The 21,937-nt window shown below is 73.6% G+C and carries 24 protein-coding genes; 16 read left to right on the top strand and 8 right to left on the bottom strand.

What is annotated here, in order from left to right; all coding sequences use genetic code 11:
• The first annotated feature begins 109 nt into the window (after positions 1-109).
• From ACFVX9_RS07700 to ACFVX9_RS07735, 8 genes are all read left to right on the top strand, one after another.
• Positions 110-406: a hypothetical protein gene (locus tag ACFVX9_RS07700; RefSeq protein ID WP_063349556.1), complete on the top strand. Its 297-nt coding sequence runs from the start codon at positions 110-112 to the stop codon at positions 404-406.
• Entirely contained in the window at positions 403-1,722 is a 1,320-nt protein-coding gene (locus ACFVX9_RS07705) for a putative T7SS-secreted protein (RefSeq protein ID WP_387980928.1), read from the top strand. Before ACFVX9_RS07700 ends, ACFVX9_RS07705 begins: the two co-directional genes overlap by 4 nt.
• Positions 1,712-2,392, top strand: coding sequence for a hypothetical protein (locus ACFVX9_RS07710; RefSeq protein WP_380481492.1), 681 nt, complete (start codon positions 1,712-1,714; stop codon positions 2,390-2,392). The genes ACFVX9_RS07705 and ACFVX9_RS07710 overlap by 11 nt, the downstream gene beginning before the upstream one ends.
• Entirely contained in the window at positions 2,389-3,045 is a 657-nt protein-coding gene (locus ACFVX9_RS07715; protein WP_387980930.1) for a hypothetical protein, read from the top strand. Before ACFVX9_RS07710 ends, ACFVX9_RS07715 begins: the two co-directional genes overlap by 4 nt.
• Positions 3,046-3,140: 95 nt before the next feature.
• The gene (locus ACFVX9_RS07720) at positions 3,141-3,473 is read left to right on the top strand and encodes a WXG100 family type VII secretion target (RefSeq protein WP_380378101.1); all 333 of its coding nucleotides are present in this window, start codon (positions 3,141-3,143) and stop codon (positions 3,471-3,473) included.
• A gap of 135 nt (positions 3,474-3,608) precedes the next feature.
• Positions 3,609-5,099: a hypothetical protein gene (locus tag ACFVX9_RS07725; RefSeq protein ID WP_387980932.1), complete on the top strand. Its 1,491-nt coding sequence runs from the start codon at positions 3,609-3,611 to the stop codon at positions 5,097-5,099.
• A 20-nt stretch (positions 5,100-5,119) separates the two neighbouring features.
• On the top strand, positions 5,120-5,680 hold the full coding sequence (locus ACFVX9_RS07730) for a hypothetical protein (RefSeq protein WP_387980934.1): 561 nt from the start codon (positions 5,120-5,122) through the stop codon (positions 5,678-5,680).
• A gap of 174 nt (positions 5,681-5,854) precedes the next feature.
• Entirely contained in the window at positions 5,855-6,469 is a 615-nt protein-coding gene (locus tag ACFVX9_RS07735; RefSeq protein WP_387980936.1) for a hypothetical protein, read from the top strand.
• Between the two features lie 60 nt (positions 6,470-6,529).
• Here ACFVX9_RS07735 and ACFVX9_RS07740 read toward each other — a convergent pair whose 3' ends face one another.
• The 5 genes from ACFVX9_RS07740 to ACFVX9_RS07760 form a co-directional block, all read right to left on the bottom strand.
• Positions 6,530-7,204, bottom strand: coding sequence for a phosphonatase-like hydrolase (locus ACFVX9_RS07740; protein ID WP_380378095.1), 675 nt, complete (start codon positions 7,202-7,204; stop codon positions 6,530-6,532).
• Positions 7,205-7,215: 11 nt separating this feature from the next.
• Positions 7,216-8,337 (bottom strand): TIGR03364 family FAD-dependent oxidoreductase, encoded by a 1,122-nt coding sequence (locus ACFVX9_RS07745; RefSeq protein ID WP_380336134.1) that lies wholly within the window; start codon positions 8,335-8,337, stop codon positions 7,216-7,218.
• A 104-nt stretch (positions 8,338-8,441) separates the two neighbouring features.
• Positions 8,442-8,957, bottom strand: coding sequence for a pyridoxamine 5'-phosphate oxidase family protein (locus ACFVX9_RS07750; RefSeq protein ID WP_063349549.1), 516 nt, complete (start codon positions 8,955-8,957; stop codon positions 8,442-8,444).
• Between the two features lie 243 nt (positions 8,958-9,200).
• On the bottom strand, positions 9,201-9,872 hold the full coding sequence (locus ACFVX9_RS07755; RefSeq protein WP_380378090.1) for a phosphatase PAP2 family protein: 672 nt from the start codon (positions 9,870-9,872) through the stop codon (positions 9,201-9,203).
• Entirely contained in the window at positions 9,869-10,537 is a 669-nt protein-coding gene (locus tag ACFVX9_RS07760; protein WP_387980939.1) for a DedA family protein, read from the bottom strand. Before ACFVX9_RS07760 ends, ACFVX9_RS07755 begins: the two co-directional genes overlap by 4 nt.
• 115 nt (positions 10,538-10,652) lie before the next feature.
• Between ACFVX9_RS07760 and ACFVX9_RS07765 the strand changes: the two genes are divergently transcribed.
• The 3 genes from ACFVX9_RS07765 to ACFVX9_RS07775 all read left to right on the top strand — a co-directional run bounded on the left by ACFVX9_RS07765 (position 10,653) and on the right by ACFVX9_RS07775 (position 14,038).
• Positions 10,653-11,132, top strand: coding sequence for a BlaI/MecI/CopY family transcriptional regulator (locus tag ACFVX9_RS07765; protein ID WP_380424229.1), 480 nt, complete (start codon positions 10,653-10,655; stop codon positions 11,130-11,132).
• Entirely contained in the window at positions 11,132-12,226 is a 1,095-nt protein-coding gene (locus ACFVX9_RS07770) for a M56 family metallopeptidase (RefSeq protein ID WP_387980942.1), read from the top strand. The genes ACFVX9_RS07765 and ACFVX9_RS07770 overlap by 1 nt, the downstream gene beginning before the upstream one ends.
• Positions 12,227-12,514: 288 nt before the next feature.
• Complete coding sequence (locus ACFVX9_RS07775) at positions 12,515-14,038, top strand: GAF domain-containing protein (RefSeq protein ID WP_380378083.1); 1,524 nt, start codon at positions 12,515-12,517, stop codon at positions 14,036-14,038.
• Here the strand turns inward: ACFVX9_RS07775 and ACFVX9_RS07780 are convergent.
• Positions 13,957-14,457 carry an SsgA family sporulation/cell division regulator gene (locus tag ACFVX9_RS07780; protein WP_380336124.1) on the bottom strand — a complete coding sequence of 167 codons (501 nt, stop codon included), beginning with the start codon at positions 14,455-14,457 and terminating at the stop codon, positions 13,957-13,959. The genes ACFVX9_RS07775 and ACFVX9_RS07780 overlap by 82 nt on opposite strands.
• A gap of 339 nt (positions 14,458-14,796) precedes the next feature.
• On the opposite strand from ACFVX9_RS07780, the gene ACFVX9_RS07785 reads away from it, so the two are divergent.
• The 4 genes from ACFVX9_RS07785 to ACFVX9_RS07800 all read left to right on the top strand — a co-directional run bounded on the left by ACFVX9_RS07785 (position 14,797) and on the right by ACFVX9_RS07800 (position 19,338).
• Entirely contained in the window at positions 14,797-16,131 is a 1,335-nt protein-coding gene (locus ACFVX9_RS07785; protein WP_380378080.1) for a hypothetical protein, read from the top strand.
• A 239-nt stretch (positions 16,132-16,370) separates the two neighbouring features.
• On the top strand, positions 16,371-17,612 hold the full coding sequence (locus ACFVX9_RS07790) for a TerD family protein (RefSeq protein WP_380378123.1): 1,242 nt from the start codon (positions 16,371-16,373) through the stop codon (positions 17,610-17,612).
• A gap of 175 nt (positions 17,613-17,787) precedes the next feature.
• Entirely contained in the window at positions 17,788-18,750 is a 963-nt protein-coding gene (locus tag ACFVX9_RS07795; protein ID WP_387980945.1) for an SGNH/GDSL hydrolase family protein, read from the top strand.
• A gap of 99 nt (positions 18,751-18,849) precedes the next feature.
• A complete protein-coding gene (locus ACFVX9_RS07800) occupies positions 18,850-19,338 on the top strand; it encodes a GNAT family N-acetyltransferase (protein WP_380378076.1) in 489 nt (162 codons plus the stop codon).
• 9 nt (positions 19,339-19,347) lie between these two features.
• On the opposite strand, the gene ACFVX9_RS07805 is transcribed toward ACFVX9_RS07800, so the two are convergent.
• Positions 19,348-20,040, bottom strand: a complete 693-nt coding sequence (locus tag ACFVX9_RS07805) for an RraA family protein (protein ID WP_063349539.1) — start codon at positions 20,038-20,040, stop codon at positions 19,348-19,350.
• A 149-nt stretch (positions 20,041-20,189) separates the two neighbouring features.
• Between ACFVX9_RS07805 and ACFVX9_RS07810 the strand changes: the two genes are divergently transcribed.
• Positions 20,190-20,783: a Uma2 family endonuclease gene (locus ACFVX9_RS07810; protein WP_380424218.1), complete on the top strand. Its 594-nt coding sequence runs from the start codon at positions 20,190-20,192 to the stop codon at positions 20,781-20,783.
• A gap of 69 nt (positions 20,784-20,852) precedes the next feature.
• Here the strand turns inward: ACFVX9_RS07810 and ACFVX9_RS07815 are convergent, their stop codons facing one another.
• The gene (locus ACFVX9_RS07815; RefSeq protein ID WP_063349537.1) at positions 20,853-21,782 is read right to left on the bottom strand and encodes a proline dehydrogenase family protein; all 930 of its coding nucleotides are present in this window, start codon (positions 21,780-21,782) and stop codon (positions 20,853-20,855) included.
• Positions 21,783-21,937 lie beyond the last annotated feature (155 nt).

A 21,937-nucleotide genomic window follows, 5' to 3' on the forward strand; every position in this document is an offset into this window, starting at 1 on the left:
ATCGTCAAGATCCCGTCACCGCAACGTGAAGCACCCGTCACAACAGATCGCCCGCGTACCGACTGCGGCTATGCTCGGCCGGTCACGCCATCGACACATCGGGGGAGCAGTGGCCGACTTCACGGTCAGCACCGAGTTCCTCGCCAAGCTGGCCAAGGACCTCAAAGGCTGCGGCGACGAACTCGACCAAGGACTCAAGGCGCTCAAGGAAGCGAGTCGCAGCGGACTGGGCTACGACTTCCTCGACGAGGCCTGCGGACACTTCCAGGGCACGTGGGAGTACGGGCTGAAGAAGGTCCGCGAGTGCGTCAAGATCCTTGACGACGGCCTGGAGCAGGTGCAACAGGGCTACGACAGCACCGAACAGGACACCACCAAGGCCCTCACCCCCCAGGGGCGGTCGTGACCGCCCCCACGCCGGACTGGTCCGGCCTCGGCTTCAACCCGACCCCCGGCGACACCGCCGCGGTCACCGGCCTCAGCGGCAGCCTGCGCCGAGTGGGCCAGCACCTGACCGACGTCCACACCACGCTCTCGCAGCTCTCCGCCAACCAGGGCCAGTGGACCGGCGAGGCCGCCAAGGCCTTCGCCGGCCAGTTCGGCAAGCTCCCCAAGTACCTCCAGGACGCCGCCGACTCGATCACCGCCGCCTACCAGGCCCTCGACGTCTGGTACACGGCACTGACCGAACACCAGCCCAAGGCCGCCGAGTTGGCCCGCGCCGCGGTCGCCGCCAAGCAGCAGAAGGAGCAGGCCGAACAGGCGCACACCGCCGCGGCCGCCGCCCCCGACCTCAAACTCGCCGGCCAGACCTTCCCCGACGACGCCGGCCTCGCCGCCGCCGAACAGCGCTACGCCAAGGCGAAGGACCACCTGGACGCGGCCGCCGCACTCGTCGGCAGCGCCGCCAACGACCTCACCGAGCTCCAGAAGCAGGCCCACGAACTCGCCGGGGGCCACAAGTCCGACGCCCACAAGACCGCGGCCGCCATCCGCAAGGCCGCCGACAGCAAGGCGCCGCCGGAGCCCGGCTGGCTCAGCAAGGTCGGCAACTGGCTCAAGAACCACGGCGCCGACATGCTCACCGTCGCCGCCGGCCTCTGCGGCGTCGCGGCGATCTTCTTCCCCGCCTTCGCGCTGCCGGCCCTCCTGCTGAGCGCCGCCGCCGCAGGCACGCACGCGACCAAGTACGCCCTTGAGGGCAAGCTGTGGCCGCCGCAGAAGAACATCGGCAACTGGCTGACGCTGGGCGGCGACGTGATCGGCGCGATCCCCGGGGTGGGCGTCGCGGCCAAGGGCCTGAACGCCACCCGGGGGGCGCGCGCCGCCGGTGGGAGCGTACGCGGCGCCATGAGCGCCGGTACGACCGAGGTCCGGGCCGCCGCCCGCGCCGTCGACCCGGCCAACCCGATCTTCACCACCGCGATCGAGAAGCCCGCCATCAAGCTCGGGGTCTCCAAGGCCACCGCGATGAACGTCTCCGACGGCGTCCAGGCCGCCACCACCTTCGGGCTCAACGTCCCGACGGCGTACGCCCTCAGCCAGGACAATCCGAGCGGCGGCCTCACCGACGCCGTCAACTACACCACCGGCGGCAACAACGTCATCGGGTCCGTCGGCGTCAGCACCGCCGGCGGCAAGGGCTCCGCCGTCATCGGCACCGTGTCCGCCGTCGGCAACCTGCTCGGCATGGGCGGATGGGCGGCCGGCTATGGCCGTTGAGACCACCGGGATTCCGCCGCTCTGGCTCACCCTGCCCGCGGGCTTCACCCCCCTCGACCTCGACGAGGACCTCGGCGACCGGATGGCCCGCACGGCGGAGGGCCTGGACGCGGCCTTCCCCGACGCCCGGCCCGAACAGAAGCTCGGCACCGTGATCGCCGCCGAGACCGCGCTGCAGACCCAACTGCGCGAGGGCGCGGTCCACATCTCCAGCTGCCTGGTCCGGGCCGAGGACGGCGAGCCCATCCACGGCATGCTCACCGTCTTCGTCCGCCCGCAGGACCTCGGCGCGCCCGGCAGCTACCCCGCCCGAATCGCCGAACAACTGGCCGAGGCCTGGCCGGACGCCGACGTCGGCGTGGTGGACCTGCCGACCGGCCGCGCCGCGCTCGCCGCCCGCGACCTGGCCGTCCCGGTGCCCGGCGCGGTGTTCGGCGTGCCCGAGTCCACCGTCAACACGGTGCGCCAGCTCGAACTGCTGATCCCGCACCCGTGGAGCCCGCACGTGGTCGCCGCCGTCTTCACCACCGAGGACCTCGACCACTGGGACGAGTGGCTGCCGCTCCTGGCCACCGCGTTCCGCGGCATCTCCTTCCACCCACCCCGGGACGAGAGCGCCGACGCGCTGCCGCCCGACCAGTGGGACAACATCCGAAAGGCCTTCGGATGACGACCACCACCGACTCGGCCCCGCCCGACGGGCTCCGCCGCCTCCGCGGCACACTGGCCCTCATCGCCCTCTCCACCGCCATCCTCATCGGCGTCACGGCACTGAACGTGTACGTCAACTCGTTCGTCGCCACCATCGTGGGCTTCGCCTACCCCGTGGTCATGCTGCTCGCCCTCGCCCTACGGCGCGACGCCGACAGCAACCCCGCGTTCCAGCGCAAGGCGTTCGCCTGGGGCGCAGGCATCGCCGCCGTCGCCTTCGTCGCCTACCTGTCGGGCTCCGTCGCCTGGACCAACCTGATCCTGGACTCGGGCCGGACGGTGCAGGCCGTGGTCCTCAACGAGAAGACGACCGACTCACTCCACGGCTCCGGACGGGCCTACGCCCTCGCCTCGACCGACCCGGCCGGCGAGATCCCCGGCGGCGACCTCGAAGAGAGCTCCACCCGGTTCAAGCCCGGCGACGTCATCACCGTCCGCATCGACCCGGCCGGCCAGGTCGCCCCCAAACTCCCCGGCGAAGTCGACTCCACCGCCTACCTGTTGACATTCCTCGCCTGCAACGCCCTGATCGGCGGCACCCTGCTCTGGTCCGCACGCAGACCCACACCGCCACACGACCCCTCCGACCCCGCGACCCGGATCAGCCCGTGACCCAGATCACTCCGTAGCCCGCAACCCCGCCGCTCCTCCGCGCATCTCTCCCTTCGCTCCTTCTCAACGCACGGACAGCACGGGGGGATGACGCCATGGCGGATGACGGACCGAAAGCCGGCGGCCCGGAGTTCAAGATCCGGCCGGGGGACCTGAAAGCGGCCGCGCCGACCTTCGAAGCCCAGAGCAAGGCACTCAAGGACGCCCTCGACACGCTCAAGCACACCCTCGCCGGCGCCGGCAGCCCGTGGGGCGACGACAAGCAGGGCAAGGAGTTCGCCCAGGCCTACAACGGCCCGCACGACCACGTGCTCTCCGCGCTGGACGTCCTGGTCAAAGGCCTCACCAGCATCCACGACGGGCTGAACGCCCACGCCGACAACCACACCGACGCCGACAACCACGTCCGCAAGGACCTCACGCCGTGATCGGCCGCCCGCCGCGGAGGGAGCCGGCGCGTGGGTGAGTCCGCGGCCGAGAAGATCGTCCGCAAGGTCACCGGTCTGTGGTGGCCCGACGCCGACCCGGACGAGCTCCGCACGGTCGCCGCCGCCTGGGACACGATGGCCACCGCCATCGACAACGTCACCGCGCCCACCCACCAGGCCGCCGCCGCCATCGTCGCCAACAACCACGGCCCCGCCATCGACGCCTTCGGCAAGTTCTGGGGCCAGTACTACGGGGGCAAGGGCAAGGGCTGGCTCCCCGATGTCGCCGCCGCCTGCCGCAACCTCGCCAAGGCCCTGCGCGCCTTCGCCGACGAGGTCGACAAAGCGCTCAAGAAGCTCAAGGAAGAGGCCGCGATCGTCGGCGCGACCCTGGTCGCCGGCACCGCCCTCGCCATCTTCACCGCCGGCATCTCCGAAGCCGCCGCCGGCACCGCCGCCGCAGGCATCATCGCCACCGCCGCGGGCCTCGGCGTCGCCGTCTCCGAAACCATCGCCACCATCGCCGCCACCATCCTCACCGGCGTCGTCTTCGGCTCCGTCGAGGCCATCGCCGTCGACCTCGCCGTCGCCCAGCCGATCCGGGTCGAATTCTTCGACGACGGCGGCTACAGCCTCCAGGAAGCCGTCGACTCCGCCGAGACCGGCGGCGTGATGGGCGGCGCCGGCGGCGGCCTCGGCGCCGGCGGCCGCGTCGCCGCCAACGCCGCCGAGGGCGCCGAAAACGCCTCCGTCGCCCTCGCCGGCCTCGCCAAGGTCGCGGGCGCCGCCGACACCCTCCCCGGCCGCATGCTCACCGGCGCCGGCCTCACCTACGGCTACGACGCCACCTTCAAAACCGGCCCGGTCATGCCCCTCGACCTCATCCTCGGCGCCATCGGCACCGCGGCTGCTCCCGGGAGCAGCACTCCGAAGCGCCGCCCCGGTTTCACCGGGGCCGACGCGAACGGCTGGGAGGGCGGACTCGGCGCCCGCCCGGAGCCCTGGCTCTCCGAGTCGGGAACCCCGTACGCGATCGACCCGACCGGTGCACCGAACAAGAGGGCCGTGCAGCGCTACGAGGACTACCGCACCAGGACGGACGATGTGGTCGAGGTCGCCAAGGAAACCGGTGTCGATCCGCGGATCGTCCAGGTCGCCAAGGACAACCTCATGATCAACCGGCATGACGTCCCGGTGGGACCGGGCGCACACAATGTCCTGAAGAACGTCCATTTCGAACCGGACCCGGCGGTCTCCACACCCTGGAACGCCGCCGTCAACGGGTTCATAAAACCGGGCAGCATTCCACCGCTGCGTGGAACGCTCGCCCACGAGTATGTCGAGGCCAAGCTTCTCGAAGCCGGCCTCCCCTATCTTTCCAGCCATCCGGACGCATGGAACTCGGAAGGCGCGCCAATTGTCCACCCCGAGCATTTCGGCGCACACAATCTGGCACCACGGAGCTATCACGAGGGAGAGGTGTCGGCGGACGGATCACTCGACCACTGGAAGCTCTACGGGCTCAAGGCGCCCACCGGGGCCGTCGCCGAAGACCTCTCGAACCTTGATATCGTAGTCGATGCCATCAAATCCCAACTCCGCGAGAAAGGTTATGATCTCAAGTGAGCACGGAAAATGTTCAGTTGATGGTCGACCGCCTCAAAGCCATCCAGTGGACGGCCTATCGGGAGGGGGAGCGGAGGTCCTTTTCTCGCGCGGCGCTCATGAAGGAGTACTTCCGACGGGCCGCGCTCTGGCTCGATGCCTACGGGGAAACCGACGAATGGCCTTTCTTCGATCTCGCGGCGATTGTGGCGCCGGCCGTGCGGGCCGACCCGGCGGTGGTCTCCGACATCGAGGATTTCGTGGAGGACGCCTCCGGTTCGTGGCACGCGATCGAGTGCTCGGCGGCCGCCGTCCAGTGGGCCGCCCTGGGTGACGCCCCCGGGCCGGTGCTGCGTCCGCTGCCCGATCCCTTCGAGCCCCTGATCCGGGTCTACGAGCGCGGCGGCGCCGGTTTCTCGTTCGCCAACGGCTTCCTCGACTTCGGCATGCTGATGGTGAAGCGCGGCAACTGGCGCGCCCACCTGTCGCCTGAGCCCGTCGTCGAACTCGACGACGGCGTCCTCGACGACCTGGATGCGCAGGCCTGGGCCGAGTTCCGAGCGCTGGCGGCCCGCAGCGGACACCCGGTGGACAACAGCTGAGCACTACGGACGGCTCCGCGTGCTCGCGGCCCTGCGCCATGCCTGTAGAAGGCCCACGCCTGCTTCTTCCTCCACCCCGAGGAAGTCCCCCTCCCGCCCGACCAGCCCCCGTGGCCGGGGGCGAGGGGACGCGTCGTACTCTTCCAGCCCGATCGGACGAACGCGGGGAGAGTCATGGGTACGACCAGGGACCGTAGCCGGGCCACCGTGCTGAGCGCTGTCCTGGTCCTGGGCGTCCCCGTGGGGACGTTCGGGCTGGTGCTCGCGGGCACCTACCTCGGCGGGGGCGCCGCGTCGCTGCTCGGGCTGGTGCTGGTGGTGGCCTGGGTGGTGGGTCTGGTGCGGCTGCTGGGGCGGTGGGTGGGCTGTTGGGTGGCGCTGTTCGCCGTTCTCCTCTCGGGCCTGGCGACGGGGGCCGTGGCCATGGCGCGGGACGACGTGATCCTGCGGCTGTCCGGCGAGACGGTGACGGCCCGGGTCACCGGGGAGACGGACCGTCTCGCCGGGAAGCACCCGTCCTCGATGTACGACCTCGCGGCCGAGGACGGCACTGCGTTGCCCGGCGGCGAGTTGTCGACGGGGCTGCGCGCGCTCGCGGTCGGCGACCGGGTGACGGTCCGTTTCGATCCGGCCGGCCGCGCCGACCCGCAGCGCCCGGGGGACATCAGTCTTCCCCGGGATCTCGGGCTCGCCGTCGGGCTGACGGCCGCCCTGATGCTCGCCGTCGCCTGGCTGGGCCGCGAGTCGGCCCGGCGGCGAGGCGGCGGAGCGGCCGGGCCGGTGTCCTGACCTGACCCCGGGGAGCAGGAAGTCGGCCGGGCCGACTTCCTGCTCCGGGAGGGGGATCGGTCAGCCCAGCAGTCCGGGCAGTTCCGCGACCGAGCCGAGGACGTGCGTCGCCCCGTCGGCCCGCAGCCGGGCCTCGTCGTGGGCGCCGGTGAGCACGCCGGCGACGACGGACGCTCCGGCCCGTACGCCGGTCAGCATGTCGTAGCCGGTGTCGCCGGCGACGGCGATCTGCCGCACCGACTCGACTCCGGTCCGCAGCAGCGCGGTGAGCGCGAGGTCCGGGTAGGGGCGGCCGCGGCCGGCCTCGGCGGGGCTGAGCGTGAGGTCGGCGACGGACTGCCAGCCGAGGGCGGTGAGGATGCGGTCCTGGGTGGCCCGGGAGAAGCCGGTGGTGAGGGCGACCTTCCGGCCCTGGCCGCGCAGTTCGGCGATGGCTTCGGCGGCGCCGGGCAGGGCGGCGCAGTGCCCGGCGTCGACGAGGTCGTGGTAGGCGGCCTCGAAGGCGGTGTTGGCCCGCTGGGCCTTGTCCTCGTCCCCGAAGAGGTGCCGGAAGACGGAGATCTTGGATTCGCCCATGGTGGCGCGGACGTGGTCCAGCATGGGGCCGAAGCCCGGGCTGCCGGCCTCGACGCCGAGCGTCCGGGCGGCGGCGGTGAAGGCCTGTTCGACGAGGCCGTCGTCGGCCACGGTGGTGCCGGCCATGTCGAGGACGACCAGGCGGATATCAAAGGACATGTCAACTACCCTTACAGGTTTGCGAGTTCGGCGGTGGTTTCGGCGATGGCCGGGGAGCAGGTCATGCCGCGGCCGCCGGGGCCGGTGACGAGCCAGACGCCGTCGCGGAGTTGTTCGCGGTGGACGACCCGGGTGGTGTCGACGCACTGCGCGTACACCCCGGCCCAGCGGCGGCGGACGCGCGGCAGGGGGCGGCCGAGCAGGTCCTCGGCCACGCCGACCAGGTGGTCGTACGGGTCCTCGACGACGTCGAAGCCGAACGGCTGGTCGTACTCGTGGGTGTCGCCGATGGTGAGGCCGCCGTCGCGCCGCTGGACCATGAGCAGCTGCATCTTGTGTTCGGCGGCGACGTCGGGCTGCGGCTGGGTGTCCCGGAGGCGGTCCAGGGCGGTGCCGGCGAAGGCCGGGTAGTAGCGGAAGCTGTCGCCGTCGGCGACGGAGGTGGTGAGGGTCTCGCCGAGCGGGTCGGTCTGCATCATCTGCAGCCGGACCTTGCGCACGGGCAGCGAGGGGGCGAGTTCGCGGACGAGGCCGCCGAGCCAGGCGCCGGTGCAGAGGATGACGAGGTCACCGGTGTGGACGTCGCCGTGGTCGTCGCGGACGGCGTTCTCGCCGATCACGTCGCGGACCTCGCGGCCGGGCAGGAAGGTGTAGCGGCCGGTGGCCTGGAGGGCGGCGCGCAGCGCGGGCTGGGCGGTGCGGGGTTCGACGGCGGCGTCGCGCTCGCACCACAGGGCGCCGAGGAGTTCGCCGCGCAGGGCGGGGTTGGCGGCCCTGGTCTGGTCGGCGTCGAGCAGCCGGTAGCCGCGGGCGGCGGCGTCGGGCAGGGTGAGTGCCTGTTCGGCGACGGCGAGTTCGGCCTGGGTGCGGATCGCGGTGAGCGATCCGTTGGCGCGGAAGCCGAGGTCGGGGACGCGGGCGCCGATGCCTTCCCACAGTTCGCGGGCGCGCAGCGCGGTGTCCAGTTCCTCGCCCTGCGCGCGGCCGCTGACCCAGACCAGGCCGAAGTTGCGCACGGAGGCGCCGCGCGCCTCGGTCTCGCGCTCCAGGTGGACGACCTCGTGGCCGCGTTCGACGGCCTGCCAGGCGTGCATGGTGCCGAGCACGCCTGCTCCTACGACGATGACTCTCATGCGGCCAGGCTGGTGCGCCCAGGTGTCCTGGGGGCGTCCCGGTAGCGTCCCGCAGATGAATCACCCGAAAAGTTGTACAGACAACCCTGGGGACCGGGTAGGGCCTACGGCCGCAGCACCCGCGCCCGCAGGTAGTTGCGCCGCCCGAAGTTCGGCTCGTCCACCGCCGTCAGCTCCTCCACCTGGAACCGGTACAGCGCCGCCGCCCCGCCCCCGGTGAGGAACTGCCGCCGCACCTGCTCGTCCTGCGCGAAGGACGGGTACCGCCCCTGGTAGGCGGCCAGCGCCGCCTCGGCCTGCCGCCCCCAGGCCTCGCTCGCGCCGCCGGTCAGTTGCAGGCCGCGCAGCTGCTCGCCGAAGACCGGCGGCGGCAGGAAGACGGTGGCGGCGGCCCGGGCCTCCTCGGCGAGGTGGTGGCTGTGCCGGGTGGAGCGCTCGCTGACGAAGTACAGGACGAGGTCGTCGTCGTACGCGAAGAAGGCCAGGTTGGCGTGCGGGCCGTGCTCGTGGCCGGCGGTGGCGAGGGTGAGCACCATGGCCTCGGCGAGCAGGCCCTCGACGCCCTTGTGCGGCGACTCGCCCGGCCAGTCCCCCTGCGTGATGTCGAGTCGGTACGGCATTGGCACTCCCTCCGCTGGCACGCCCGGCGCTCCCGCGCCCCGGCACGACTGAGCCGGGCGGGTTCCCCGCGAAGGGGCCCCACGCCCGGCTCACATGCTCTACCCGCCACCCCGGCCAGACAAGGGTCGGACGGGCTACGGGGAGGCTACGGAATCAGCGCTGTCGGGTCTCGCCGCCAGTACTGCCGGCACCCGCCGTTCAGCGCTGCCGGCACCCGCCGTCAGTACTGTCGGCCGTCGCCGTCAGTGCTGACGCGTCCCGTACGCCGCGTGGCGGCCCGCCGTCGCCGGCACCGCGCCCGGACCGAGCAGCGGGCGCAGCGCACCCGCCCGCATCCGGTCCACCAGCGGCCCGCAGCGGCCGGCGAGCGGCGCCAGCACCACCGCGACCAGGAGGCCGACCAGCGCGCCGACGGCCACGTCGTGCGGGTAGTGCACGCCGACCCAGACCCGGGAGGCTCCCATCAGCACCGCGAAGATCCCGGCGATCCAGCCGAGCCGCCGGTCGGCGAACCAGAGTGCGGTGGCGGCGGCGAAGGCGATCACGGTGTGGTTGCTGGGGAAGGACCAGTCACCGGCGCCGGGGCAGGTCTCCAGCGAGATGCTGCCGGGGATCTGGGCACACGGCCGGACTTCTTCGACCATGCCCTTGAGCACCGAGTTGACGCCGTACGCGACGACCACGATCACCGGCGAGGCGAGCACCTTGGCCATCACGGCCGAGTCGGCGCCGCGCGCCCGCCACCAGGCGTAGAGCATGAAGACCGCGAACAGGCCGAGGCCGAGCGCCGACCAGACCTTGATCAGCTCGTCCAGCCAGTGCGGGGCGGCTTGCGCCCACCCGTTCACCCGGGTGTAGAGGCTGCCGTCGATGCCGCTGCCGTCGTAGACGGCGAGAGCCCGGGAGGACGTCACTTGTCACCTCCGTGACGGTGCGCCTTACGGGCGCGGAACAGTTCGAGAACAATGGGGAGCACGGAGACAACTACTACCAGACCGATGATCGGGAGCAGATATCTGTCGATGCTGGGGATCGACGATCCGAGCCCGTACCCGGCGAGCACGACGCCGACCGTCCAGAGGGCGCCGCCGGTCACCTGCCAGAAGGTGAACGAGCGGACCGGCACTTCGAGCACGCCGCAGAGCGGGTTCAGCACCGTTCGGACCACGGGGATGAAGCGGGCGAGCACGATCGCCTTGCCGTGGCCGTACTTGCCCAGCAGTTCCTCGGCCCGCTCGACGCCCTCCAGCAGGCTCCTGCGCTCGGTGCGGCGCAGCAGCGCGCGGCCGCCGCGCTTGCCGATCAGATAGCCGACCTGGGCGCCGGCCAGCGCGCCGACCAGGGCGGCGGGCAGCACCTGGTAGAGCTCCAGCTGCGGGCCCTTGGTGGCGCCGGGCACGCACAGCAGGCCGGCGGTGAACAGCAGCGAGTCTCCGGGCAGGAAGAAGCCCACCAGCAGGCCGGTCTCGGCGAAGAGCACGACGGCGATGCCGAGTGCGCCGAAGGCGGCGAGCAGCGAGGACGCGTCCAGCGGGTTCACCGCGAGGTGAGCGGCCGGATCGGCGAGGAACTGAAGCAAGGCTGGCGGACCTCCCGTACGTTGGGGGGCGGTTCACAGCGGAACCCGCCCCGACCGTCTACAGTGACGTAGACGGTCTACATGACTGTAGACGAAACCTGGAGGAAGCGCCGCCATGTCCGACGTACCGTCCGCCCGCCGGCCTGCCGGGGAGCTGGAGGCCGAGGTGCTGGCCGCGCTCTGGTCGGCCCGGCAGCCGATGACCCCGCAGGACGTCCAGTCGGCACTCGGCGGGGACCTCGCCCGCACCACCATCGCCACGATCCTCGCCCGCCTGCACGACAAGGGCACCGTGGAGCGCACCCGGGCCGGCCGCGCCTACGCCTACATCCCGACCGTCCAGGACACCGCGGGCCTCGCCGCCCGCCGGATGCACACCGAGCTCGGCCGCGAGGCCGACCGCTCCACCGTGCTCGCCCGCTTCGTCTCCGACCTCTCCGCCGAGGACGAGCAGCTGCTGCGCGACCTGCTCGGCGACGGCGCCCCGGGCCTCGGCTCCGCCCCGGGCACCGACGGCGACACCCCCGGTCTCGGCCCCCTCCCGGGCACCGCCCCCGCCCCCGGCCACCGCACCCCCGGGGCGGCCGGATCGTGATGATCGCCGTCTGGGCCCCGCTGCTGCTGCCGTTCCTGGCCGCCCCGCTGGCCCGCCGCCTCGCCGACGCGCTGCCGCCCCGGGCCGCCGCCTGGATGCTCGCCGGGACGTCCGCCGTGCTGGCCGGCGGCACCCTCTGCTCGCTCGGCCTGCTCGCCGCCGCCGGGCTGCTCCAGCTGCCGCCGGTCGCCGCGATCGGCCACCTGTCGCTGCCCTGGCTCACCGCCGCCGCACCCGACGCACCGGTGGCGGCCGCCGCGGCCGGCCTGGTGCTCGCCGCGCTGACCGCCCAGGCCGTCCGCACCGCCCGCCGCCACCGGCTGGAACTGCGCGAGGCCCGGGCCGCCCTCCCGGCCTGCGCCGCGACGGCCTGCCCCGCGCCGGCCGAGGGCCGGCATCCGGACGCGCGCCCCGGGCACGCCACCATGCGCCGGGCACGCACCCCGCAGGCCGTCCTGGCCGGCGCCCGCACCCTGCTCCAGCCGGGCGAGCACCCGCTCGCCGTCCTCGACGACGAGCGCGCCGACGCCTTCGCCCTACCGGGGCGCCTGCCCCTCCCCGGCAGGCCCGGCGAGCCCGGCCGGATCGTGGTCACCTCCGGCATGCTGCGCATCCTCACCGGGCCCGAGCGGGCCGCCCTGCTCGCCCACGAGCGCGCCCACCTGACCGCCCGCCACCACGTCTTCCTCGCCCTCGCCGAGCACGCCGCCGACCTCCACCCGGCGCTGCGGCCGCTGCGCGCGCCCCTCGGGTACCACCTGGAGCGCTGGGCCGACGAGGTGGCGGCCGCCCGGGTCGGCGACCGCACCGTGACCGCCCGCGCGGTCGGCCGGGCCGCCCTGGCCGCCAGCCGCTCCCCGTGGCCGGCCCGGCCCCGACTCGTCCCCGCCGCCCACTCCGGGCCGGTCCCGCGCCGGGTCGCCGCCCTGCTCCAGCCCCGCCCGGCGGCCACCGCCACCGGCACCCGCCTGCGCGCGGTGGCGATCGCGCTGGCCGCCTGCCTGGCGCTGAGCACCGCCGCCTCCCTGGAGGCCACCGCCGACCTGCACCACACCGTCGAGGCGGCCCAGCGCGGCACCGGCACGGAACGCTGACCGCCGAGCCTGCACCAGGCCCACATCAGGCCTCGCACCAGCACCGCACCAAGGCCCACGCAAGGCCCGCATCAGGTCCCGCACCAGGCCTCGCACCAGGTCCGCGTCGGGCCCACACCAGGCCCACACCAGGACCCCCGCCAGTCATCACACCTCGGCATGTCCACGGTCATACCGTCCGGTATGCCGAGTTGGCAGACCCCGTCCCCAGACCCTCACCGCCCCCGTACGCTTTCGTCAGCGCGTCGACCCCGGCGCGGCCTCGAACGGCGGCGAGGAGCAACGCGAGTGCGGCAGACCGGACGGCAGTCCCGACGACCAGAACGCCGCACCGCGCCGAGCGCGGCCGAGCTGGCCAGGGTCCACGACCGCACCCTCGCCGAAGCCGCCGCCCGCGAACTCGTCCAGCCCCCCTACCCCGACCCCGGCTCCCCCGGCCGGCTCGAACCCCGCCCCGAGATCGGCGACTCCTGGGCCCGGCTGCGCCGCCTCGGGCTCGACCCCGACGCCGGCGCCGCCGCCGTCCACCTCGGCCCCGCCGAGATCGAGCAGCGCCGCCGCACCAGCGGCCTGGACGCCGTCCTGTCGGTGCTGCGCGACACCCTGCTCCAGCCGGTCGGCCAGAGTCCACTGATCCTCGCCATCGCCGACGCCGAGGGCCACGTGCTGTGGCAGGAGGGCGAGCGCGCCCTGCGCCGCAGCGCCGACCGGATCGGCTTCCTCACCGGCGCCCGCTGGATCGAGGAGAGCGTCGGCACCAACGGCATCGCCGTCGCACTGCGCGCCCAGCGCCCGATGCACGTCCACTCCGCCGAGCACTACCTGCGCAGCCACCACTCCTGGACCTGCGTCGCCGCCCCCGTGCACGACCCGGGCACCGGGCGACTGGTCGGCGCGATCAACCTCAGCGGCCCGGCCCGCAACGTCCGCCCGTACCTGCTGCAGCTCACCGCCACCGCCGCCCGGCTCGCCGAGACCGAGCTGCGCGCCCACCGGCTGGAGGCGCTGCACCAACTGCGCACCCTGGCTGCCCCGATGCTCGCCCGGGTGGCCGGCCCGGCCCTGGTGGTGGACTCCGCCGGGTGGACCGCCGCCGCGGCCGGGCTGCCGCCGCCCGGCCGGCTGCGGGTGCCGGTCGGCGGCTGGGGAACCGCCGCCGTGCACTGGGTGCCGGGCCTCGGCGAGTGCGCCCTGGAACCGCTCGCGGACGGCTGGCTGGTGCGACCGGTCCGGCCGCCCGAGGCGGACGGCTCCGGCACGGTGACGGCCGAACAGGCCGAGCAGGCCGAGGGCGCCCGGCTCCGGCTCGACCTGCGCCGCCAGGACCGCCCGGAGCTGACCGTCCGGGGCGCGGCCGGCAGCTGGTCGCACCCGCTCAGCCCGCGCCACGCCGAACTGCTGCTCCTGCTCGCCACCGGACGCGAGGGCAGCACGGCCGCGCAGCTCGCGGAGGCGCTGTTCGGCGACCCGGGCCGGACGGTGACGGTCCGCGCCGAGCTGTCCCGGCTGCGCCGCTACCTGGGCGGCCTGCTGGCCCACCGGCCGTACCGCATCGCCGAGTCGGTGCTGGTCACGGTGGACGGGCCGGACGACCCGTACGACCTGCTGCCGGCCTCCTCGGCCCCGGCCGTCCGGCGGCTGCGGGCCGGGCTGGCCGCGGGGACGGTCCGGCTGCCGAGCGCGGCGCCCGTCCCGCCGCCGCGCGGGCCCGCCGGTGCCCCGACCGGGCCTCAGCCGCCGGCGAGCAGCGCGGCCAGCTGGGCGTCGGTCGGGCCGCAGACGCGCTCCGCCTCGGCGGAGACCAGCGCGTAGGTACGGTCCAGCCACGCCTGCACCCGGGGCTTGGAGGCCTCCAGCAGGGCGCTGCCGTGCGGTGATTCGAGCGCCAGGTGCAGCGTCGAGCCGTGGCACGGGCAGTACGCCGGCCACAGTTTGACGTCGCCCTGGCCGCTCAGCGCCTGCAGGCCGTCGCGCAGCAGCTCGCGCGAGAACACCCAGTCGGCCTCGTCCGGCCGCCCCAGATGGAAGGTCAGCAGCACCTCGTACGGGCGCGCGGCCTCGAACCGGAACCGGGTGCGCACCTCGCCGACCACCTCCTCGCCCAGCGAGATCCGCAGCATCAGCACCTCCTCCACCGCCGCCGGAGCGGCGGTGGAGCCGTCCCCATCGCCGCCCGTGGGGGTGGCGGCGAGGGGTGCACTGGAGGCTGCGGACAGCGGGTCGGGCGGCATGACGGTCTCTCCGGGACGGCGTGGGATGACCTCAGCCTGGGCCACTTCCGGCCGGGCGGGCAAGGGTTGCAAGGAGGTTGCATTAATCCCTGTCCGGGCAGCCCGGCCGCCATCGCCGACTTATCAGACGGATCGTCAACTTCCTTCCGTCGAACGGGTGTCCACGAAATGGATCAAAACCGTCCAGGCCACGACGAGCCGCTGGTACGCTCTCCCCCTCCCGGCGCGGGCCCCACCCGGACCCCGGCCGACCGACCCCGGGCGGCCGATGCCGGCCCGGTGGCAGCGCATGGGAGAATACCGCGACCGCGACGGCGACTTCGGGGAGGGAGGGGTCCGGTGGCTGCGCGCGAGGACACTGCGCGGGACGTTCGGCACGAGCCCGAACGGCACGGCCGGCACGGGCGGCCACGCCCGTTCGGCGGCCGGTTCCGGCTGCCCACCCTGCGCTTCTCCGGTGCCGCGATGGCGATGTCCACCGTCGTCGGCATCAGCATCGCCACCACCCTCCTGCTCAACGAGCAGCAGGGCGTGGGCCGGCGGGCCGGGGTCGCACGCGTCGGCACCACCCCGCCGCCCACCCCCGCCGCGGGCGACCAGGCCGAGGCCGCCGCCGACCGGGCCCCGACCGCGCCGAACCCGACCGCGCCGAACCCCGCCGACCTCCCGGCCACCGGCCGGCCGCCCGTACCGAGCCCCTCGGCGCACCACCCCGGGGCGGCGGAGGACACGGCCGCCACAGCCGCCTCGCCCAGCGCCTCTCCCCACGCGCCCGGCACCCGGTCGGCGCTCCCGGAGCCCACCGGCGGACAGGCCGCGGCCGAACCCATGGCCGACCACGGCCCCGGCGCCCGGCCGGCTGGCACCGGCGAGCCCGCCACGCCGGCCGACGCCGCCGCGCCCTCGCCGTCGGCCCAGCCCGTCGCGCCCGTCGCCGAGCAGCCGGCCGACCCCTCTTCGCCCTCCCCCTCGCCGACCACGCCGCACGCACCCGGACCCCGCCCGGCCGCCCCGGCCCAGCCCGCACCGCCGCCGCCGCCCGGCGCAGTTGCCCCGGGCACCGACGGCCCGACCGCCGGCGCCCCTGGCCCGGACACCGAGCCGGACACCGACCAGGCCCTGACCGGCGTCGCCACGGTCACACCGCTCGGCCGGGACGGCCTCCGGCACCAGCTCGACCTCGCCGTCACCGAGCCGCTCACCGCACTTCAGACCGAATTCCGGCTTGCCCCAGGCGAGTTGGCCCCCGGCAGCGGCACCGCCTGGACCGACCTGCCCGGCGCGGTCGTCACCGCCCAACAGGAGCGCGGCACCCTGGTCTACCGCTTCACCACCCCGGCCGGCACCGACGTCCCGCCCGGCCACTACGCCTTCGGCGTGCGCGGCACCCGCCCCGCCGCCGAACCCTCGGGGCCCACCGGCCCGTCCGGCCCCTCACTCCCGTCCGGTCGGCCCGCTTCGTCCGGCCCGGTCCGCAAGGCCGCCGCGGCGGAGAGCTGGAGCGCCGCCGCCTTCGGCATCGACCGGCCCCGGGCGGTCGCCGCCCTCGGCGCCTTCGGCCCGGTCGCACCGCAGCCCGTCGCGCCGCCGCCGGTCGCGCCGCCGCCGGTCGTGCCCGAGGCACCCGGGCTCCCGCCGCGCCCCAGCACGCCGACCGCCTTCGCGCCCCGCTGACCTCCGGCCGCGTTGTCCCGCCGCCTTGCCACCGTGCGGCCTTGCCGGGGCCTGCCACTCAACCCCGCCACCCAACCCCGCCGCCCGGCCGTACCGTCCGACGATCCGACAGGTCACCGCCCCGGCCGGGCTCATCCCGACGCGCCCGTTCGTTACTGTGGGCAGCACCCGGCCCGGCGGTCCCAGCGGCCCCGGCCGGCCGCCGTTCCGCACCCGAGGAGGAGTCCGTGTCCACCGTCCTGACCCAAGGCGGCAACGCCCCGCTGACCGCCGCGCGGGTGACTGTCGAGGTCACCGCGCCCAAGGCGCTGGACGTCTCCGGCCTGCTGCTGACCGACGCCGGAAAGGTGCGCTCGGACGACGACTTCGTCTTCTTCAACGCCCCGCACGGCCCCGGCGTCAGCCACCGCCCGGCCGCCGCCGGAGCGCCGGACGCGATCACCGTCGACACCCTGGCCGTCCCGGCCGGCATCACCAAGATCGTGGTGACCGCCAGCCCCGCCGACCAGTCCTCCACCTTCGCCGGGATGGAGCCGACCGCCACCGTCCGCGACGCCGACACCGGGCAGGCCCTGGTCACCTTCACCCCGCCGCAGCTGGGCCAGGAGACCGCGCTCATCGTGGTCGAGGTCTACCAGCGCGGCGGCGCCTGGAAGGTGCGCGCGGTCGGCCAGGGCTACGCCAACGGCCTGGCGGGCATCGCCACCGACTTCGGCGTCTCCGTCGACGACTCCCCGGCCGCGACCCCGGCCCCGGCCGCCCAGGCCCCCGCCCCCGCCACTCCCCCCGCGGCCCCTCCGGTCGCTCCCCCGGCTCCCCCCGTCGACCCGCGGATCGCCCTCGCCGCCACCCCGCCCGCGCCCCCCGCGCCCCCGGTCGCCCCGCCGGCCCCGTCCGCCCCCGCCAAGATCACCCTGGACAAGGGCCGGGTCAACCTGGTCAAGGGCAGTTCGGTCTCCCTGGTGAAGAACGGCCGTCCGTTCCTCTCCTCGGTCCGGATGGCGCTCGGCTGGGAGCCCGCCGGCCGCGGCCGCAGCGTCGACCTGGACGCCTCCTGCCTCGCCTTCGACGCCCAGCGCAAGAAGCTGGAGACGGCCTGGTTCATGAAGCTGACCGTCTTCAAGGGCGCGATCGCCCACTCCGGCGACAACCTCACCGGCGGCGGAGCCGGCGACGACGAGTCGATCACCGTCCACCTGGACGGCCTGCCGGCCGAGGTCACCGGCCTGGTCTTCGTCGTCAACTCCTTCTCCGGCCAGCGGTTCACCGAGGTCAAGAACGCCTACTGCCGCCTGCTGGACGCCCGGACGGAGGAGGAACTGGTCCGCTTCGACCTCACCCACTCCGAGCCGCACACCGGCGTGGTGATGTGCAAGCTGGTCCGACAGTCGTCCGGCGAGTGGGTGATGACCGCGATCGGCGAGTACGTCGACGCCAAGACCGCCCGGGCGATGGTCGATCCGTCCGCCGCCCTGCTCTGAACCGTCTCGCCACACCCCTCGCCGGCCCGCCCCGACGCCCAGGGCCGATCGGCCCAACGTCACGGCCGCACACGCGAATTCACCCTCCTGAGGGATCAAGTCGTCCACCCGCCGACTCGATCTACCTCTAGGGGGGTGAATCGCGCTCTCCCGCGCACTCGTTGAGGGAGAGACCGTGCCACGCTTCCTGTCCCGCCTCGCCGTCGCCGGCACCGCCGTCGCGCTCACCGCCGGCCTGATCACCCCGTCCGCCGCCCAGGCCGCCGCCGAACCGGCCGGCCGCGTCCGGACGCTCGCCTGGGCCGCACTGGGCGACTCCTACACGGCCGGCTTCGTCGAGGCCGCCGGCGCCGAGACCGAACCCCGCGACGGCTGCGCCCGCACCACCGGCTCCTACCCCGAGCTGATCCGCCGCGGCCTCGGCCCCCTGGTCGAGCTGCGCAACGTCAGCTGTGCCGGCGCCACCGTCAAGGACGTCTACCAGACCAAGGAAGCCCCGCCCGGCCGCCCGCTCCCGCCGCTCGGGACCAACCCCGGCGCCCCCTTCCCACCGGTCCCGTCGCAGATCGACGCCGTCTCCCCGGGCGCCGACGTGATCACCGTCGAGATCGGCGGCAACACCCTCGGCTTCGCCGAGATCCTCAAGGGCTGCATCGAACTCGGCGCCGCGGTCCTCGGCCAGGGCACGCCCTGCAAGGACAAGTTCGACGCGAGCCTGCCCGACCGCTTCAACCAACTGCGCGGCGACTTCGACCAGATGCTCGGCGCCCTGCACGCCAAGGCCCCGTCCGCGCGGCTGCTGGCCGTCGGCTACCCCCACCTCGTCCCCGAGGACGCCACCCGCTGCACCTACGGCAACCTGGAGCAGTTCGCCACCTTCACCACCGGCGACCTCGCCTGGGCGCGGACGGCCATCCTGGAACCGCTCAACGCGATCATCGCCCAGCGGACCGCCGCCCACGGCGACGCCTTCGTCGACCTCTACCCCTCCACCACCGGCCACAGCGTGTGCGACCAGGACCACTGGCTGGACGGCGTGCTGACCAGCATCATCCCGCTGCGCTACGCCCTGGTGCACCCCAACGCCAAGGGCCAGGCCCACGCGGCCGCCCTGGTCGAGGACGCCGTCCTGAGCTGACCAGCCGCACCGGAAGCGGCCGCACCGCAAACGGTCGCGCACCGAGAACCAGTCGAAAACCAGTGGCAGGCCCCTCCCGCCGCGGATCATGCTGAGCGGATGCTCATCCGCGAAGCCACCCCCGAGGACTGGCCTGCCGTCTGGCCCTTCTTCCACACCGTCATCGCCGCCGGCGAGACGTTCCCCTACCCCCTCGACCTCTCCTCCGACCTCGGCCGGGAGTGGTGGATGCTCACCGCGCCCCATCGCACGGTGGTCGCGGTGGACGAGGCCGGCACGGTCGTCGGCACCGCCAACATGACCCGCAACCGCCCCGGCAACGGCGCGCACGTGGCCAGCGCCAGCTACCTGGTCGACCCGGCGCACCACGGCCGCGGCATCGGGCGGGCCCTGGTCGAGTACACCCTCGACTGGGCCCGCACCAACGGCTACCGCGCCATGCAGTTCAACGCCGTGGTCGCCAACAACCACCACGCCGTGAAGCTCTACCAATCCCTCGGCTTCGACATCGTCGGCACCGTCCCCGAAGCCTTCCACCACCCCGTCGACGGCTACGTCGGCCTGCACGTCATGCACCGGTCGCTGTAAGGGAGTTCGCTACTCCTCGATCGCCCCGCCGACCCGCCGCAGGTGCTGCCGGAAGCTGTACGAAGGATCGGCGGCGCGGCGCTCCAGGTACTCGTCGAAGGCGGTCTGCCGGCGCAGCGTGTCACCGGAGGCGATCCGCCCGGCCTGCGCACGCTCGGTCCCGGCGATCGCGGCGGCCGCCTCCAGCACCTCCCCGGCCCGGTCGGCCGGGACGAACAGCACCCCGTCCGCGTCGCCGAACACCACGTCCCCGGCGCCCACCAGGTGCGGCCCGACCCGCGCCGTCACCAGCGCCTCCGGCTCCCGCCCGTCCAGCCGAACCGGCCCCAGCGGCAGCGCGCCGTAACTGAACACCGGCAGCCCGATCTCCACCAGTTCGGGGGTGTCCCGGTGCAGCCCCCACACCACGATCCCGGCGATCCCGGCGGCCCGCGCCTCCAGCACCGCGAGGTCCCCGATGCAGGCCTCGTCGGTCCGCCCGCCGTTGTCGATCACCAGCACGTCACCGTCCCGGGCCGCCCCGTACGCCTCCAGGAACACGTCCACGCTCCCGTAGTGCCGCACCGGCAGCACCCGCCCCGCGACCCGCCCCCCGGCCACCACCGCCGCCACCCCCACCGGCGCCGCCCTGAGCCCCACCCCCAACCGCACACACGCATCCGCCACCAACGGCGTCGACAACCCCGCGAACTCCTTCAGCATCCCCAACTCCTCCCGCCAAAGCCCCAGTTCATCAGCATCGGGATGCTATGCCAGGCCTCAAACTCACACCATCGAGTGAAAACCAACCGTGCACGGCATAACCCCTCCGCACCGCGACTAGCGTGACTCGAACCTGAAGGAGGGGCATCATGAGTGCTGTGGCGCATGAGCAACCAATCACGGGCTCCCCATCGCAGGAGGACATCCTGCTGGAGAGCTTCCTGAGCCTGCACTCCCCCGAAGGCTTCCGGGCCGAGCTCATCGAGGGAGAGATCATCGTGGCACCACCGCCGGACGGCAACCACGAGGACCACATCAATCACCTGATCAAGCAGGTGATCCGGCGCTCCAACACCGACATGAGCGTTTCGGGCAGCAAGGGCCTCCGCCTCGTGAGCGGTGGACTCTGCCCGAAGAACCACGTCATTCCGGACGCCACGTTCGCCCCGGAGGAGCTCCGACTGTTCCGCGACGCGCCGCCATGGATGGAACCGGACGGCGTCACCATGGTGGCGGAGGTCACCTCCAGCAAGCCCGACCAGGACCGCATCGCCAAACGCCACTGCTACGCACGCGCCGCGATCCCGTTCTACCTCCTCATCGACCGCGAGAAGTCGCAGGTCAGCCTCTTCAGCAATCCCCACCGCGAGGAGTACACCGAGGTTCACTTGGCCGCCTTCGGCGAACCTCTCCCGCTGCCCGACCCCTTCGACTTCGAGCTGGACACCAAACCGTTCCTCTGACCCACGACAAACGGCCCGCACCCCCCTTCCACCGGGGGTGCGGGCCGTCGTCGTGCGGGTGCGCGCGGGTCAGCCGCGGGTGGCCATGGCGCGCAGGAAGAAGGTGAGGTTGGCCGGGCGCTCGGCGAGGCGGCGCATGAAGTAGCCGTACCACTCCTGGCCGTAGGGCAGGTACACGCGCATGGTGTTGCCCTCGCCGGCGAGGCGCAGCTGCTCCTCGGGGCGGATGCCGAACAGCATCTGGTACTCGAAGGAGTCCCGCTTGCGGCCGTTCCACTGGGCGAGCTGGCCGGCGATCTTGATCATGTTGGGGTCGTGCGAGGCGATCATCGGGTAGCCCTCGCCGGCCATCAGGACCTTGAGCGCACGGACGTACGCGAGGTCGACGTCGTGCTTGCCCTGGAAGGCGACCGACTCGGGCTCCTTGTAGGCGCCCTTGCACAGGCGCACGCGCGAGCCGGGGCCGGAGAACTCGCGGCAGTCGGCCTCGGTGCGGCGCAGGTAGGCCTGGAGCACGACGCCCAGCCAGGGGAAGTCGGCCCGCAGCTCGCGCGCGATGGCGAGAGTGGAGTCGGTGGTGGTGTGGTCCTCCATGTCGAGGGTCACCGTGGTGCCGGCGTCGGCGGCGGCCTCGCAGATGCGGCGGGCGTTCTCCAGCGCGATCTTCTCGCCGTCCACCGGGAGGAACTGGCCGACGGCCGACAGCTTGACCGACACCTCGGCGCCGGCCGCGAGGCCGGTCTCCTTGAGCGCCGTGAGCAGGTGCTCGTAGGCCTCGGCGGTGCCGGCGGCCTGGGCGGCGTCCTGGGTGTCCTCGCCGAGGTGGTCGAGGGTGACCTTGCGGCCGGTGGCGATCAGGTCGTCGGTGGCGGTGACGGCGTCGTCGAGGACGTCACCGGCGACGAAGCGCTCGACTATCGCGTGGGTCGGCGGGAACTTCTCGACCACGGTGCGGACCTGCGGCGACCGGGAGGCCGCGAGAAGGGCGGAACGGAGCATCGTGACTCCTGGAGCTGGTGCTTCTAAGGGTGGCAGAAGGGGGGCCGGGGCGGCGGGGGGGGGGGGGGGGGGACCCCCCCCCCCCTAGAGGGAAGGGGAATGCTTTGGATGGTGAGCCTCGAGTGTTTCTCCCTGGTGCTTCTCACCCCCTCCCT

It is taken from the genome of Kitasatospora sp. NPDC058243 (assembly GCF_042882025.1).
Lineage (GTDB): Bacteria > Actinomycetota > Actinomycetes > Streptomycetales > Streptomycetaceae > Kitasatospora.

Bases quoted from the DNA above. Each gene is read 5' to 3' on its own strand.
- ACFVX9_RS07710 (WP_380481492.1), top strand. From the start codon at position 1,712: ATGGCCGTTGAGACCACCGGGATTCCGCCGCTCTGGCTCACCCTGCCC.
- ACFVX9_RS07715 (WP_387980930.1), top strand. From the start codon at position 2,389: ATGACGACCACCACCGACTCGGCCCCGCCCGACGGGCTCCGCCGCCTC.
- ACFVX9_RS07720 (WP_380378101.1), top strand. From the start codon at position 3,141: ATGGCGGATGACGGACCGAAAGCCGGCGGCCCGGAGTTCAAGATCCGG.
- ACFVX9_RS07725 (WP_387980932.1), top strand. From the start codon at position 3,609: ATGGCCACCGCCATCGACAACGTCACCGCGCCCACCCACCAGGCCGCC.
- ACFVX9_RS07730 (WP_387980934.1), top strand. From the start codon at position 5,120: ATGGTCGACCGCCTCAAAGCCATCCAGTGGACGGCCTATCGGGAGGGG.
- ACFVX9_RS07735 (WP_387980936.1), top strand. From the start codon at position 5,855: ATGGGTACGACCAGGGACCGTAGCCGGGCCACCGTGCTGAGCGCTGTC.
- ACFVX9_RS07740 (WP_380378095.1), bottom strand. From the start codon at position 7,204: ATGTCCTTTGATATCCGCCTGGTCGTCCTCGACATGGCCGGCACCACC.
- ACFVX9_RS07745 (WP_380336134.1), bottom strand. From the start codon at position 8,337: ATGAGAGTCATCGTCGTAGGAGCAGGCGTGCTCGGCACCATGCACGCC.
- ACFVX9_RS07750 (WP_063349549.1), bottom strand. From the start codon at position 8,957: ATGCCGTACCGACTCGACATCACGCAGGGGGACTGGCCGGGCGAGTCG.
- ACFVX9_RS07765 (WP_380424229.1), top strand. From the start codon at position 10,653: ATGTCCGACGTACCGTCCGCCCGCCGGCCTGCCGGGGAGCTGGAGGCC.
- ACFVX9_RS07770 (WP_387980942.1), top strand. From the start codon at position 11,132: ATGATCGCCGTCTGGGCCCCGCTGCTGCTGCCGTTCCTGGCCGCCCCG.
- ACFVX9_RS07780 (WP_380336124.1), bottom strand. From the start codon at position 14,457: ATGCCGCCCGACCCGCTGTCCGCAGCCTCCAGTGCACCCCTCGCCGCC.
- ACFVX9_RS07800 (WP_380378076.1), top strand. From the start codon at position 18,850: ATGCTCATCCGCGAAGCCACCCCCGAGGACTGGCCTGCCGTCTGGCCC.
- ACFVX9_RS07805 (WP_063349539.1), bottom strand. From the start codon at position 20,040: ATGCTGAAGGAGTTCGCGGGGTTGTCGACGCCGTTGGTGGCGGATGCG.
- ACFVX9_RS07810 (WP_380424218.1), top strand. From the start codon at position 20,190: ATGAGTGCTGTGGCGCATGAGCAACCAATCACGGGCTCCCCATCGCAG.
- ACFVX9_RS07815 (WP_063349537.1), bottom strand. From the start codon at position 21,782: ATGCTCCGTTCCGCCCTTCTCGCGGCCTCCCGGTCGCCGCAGGTCCGC.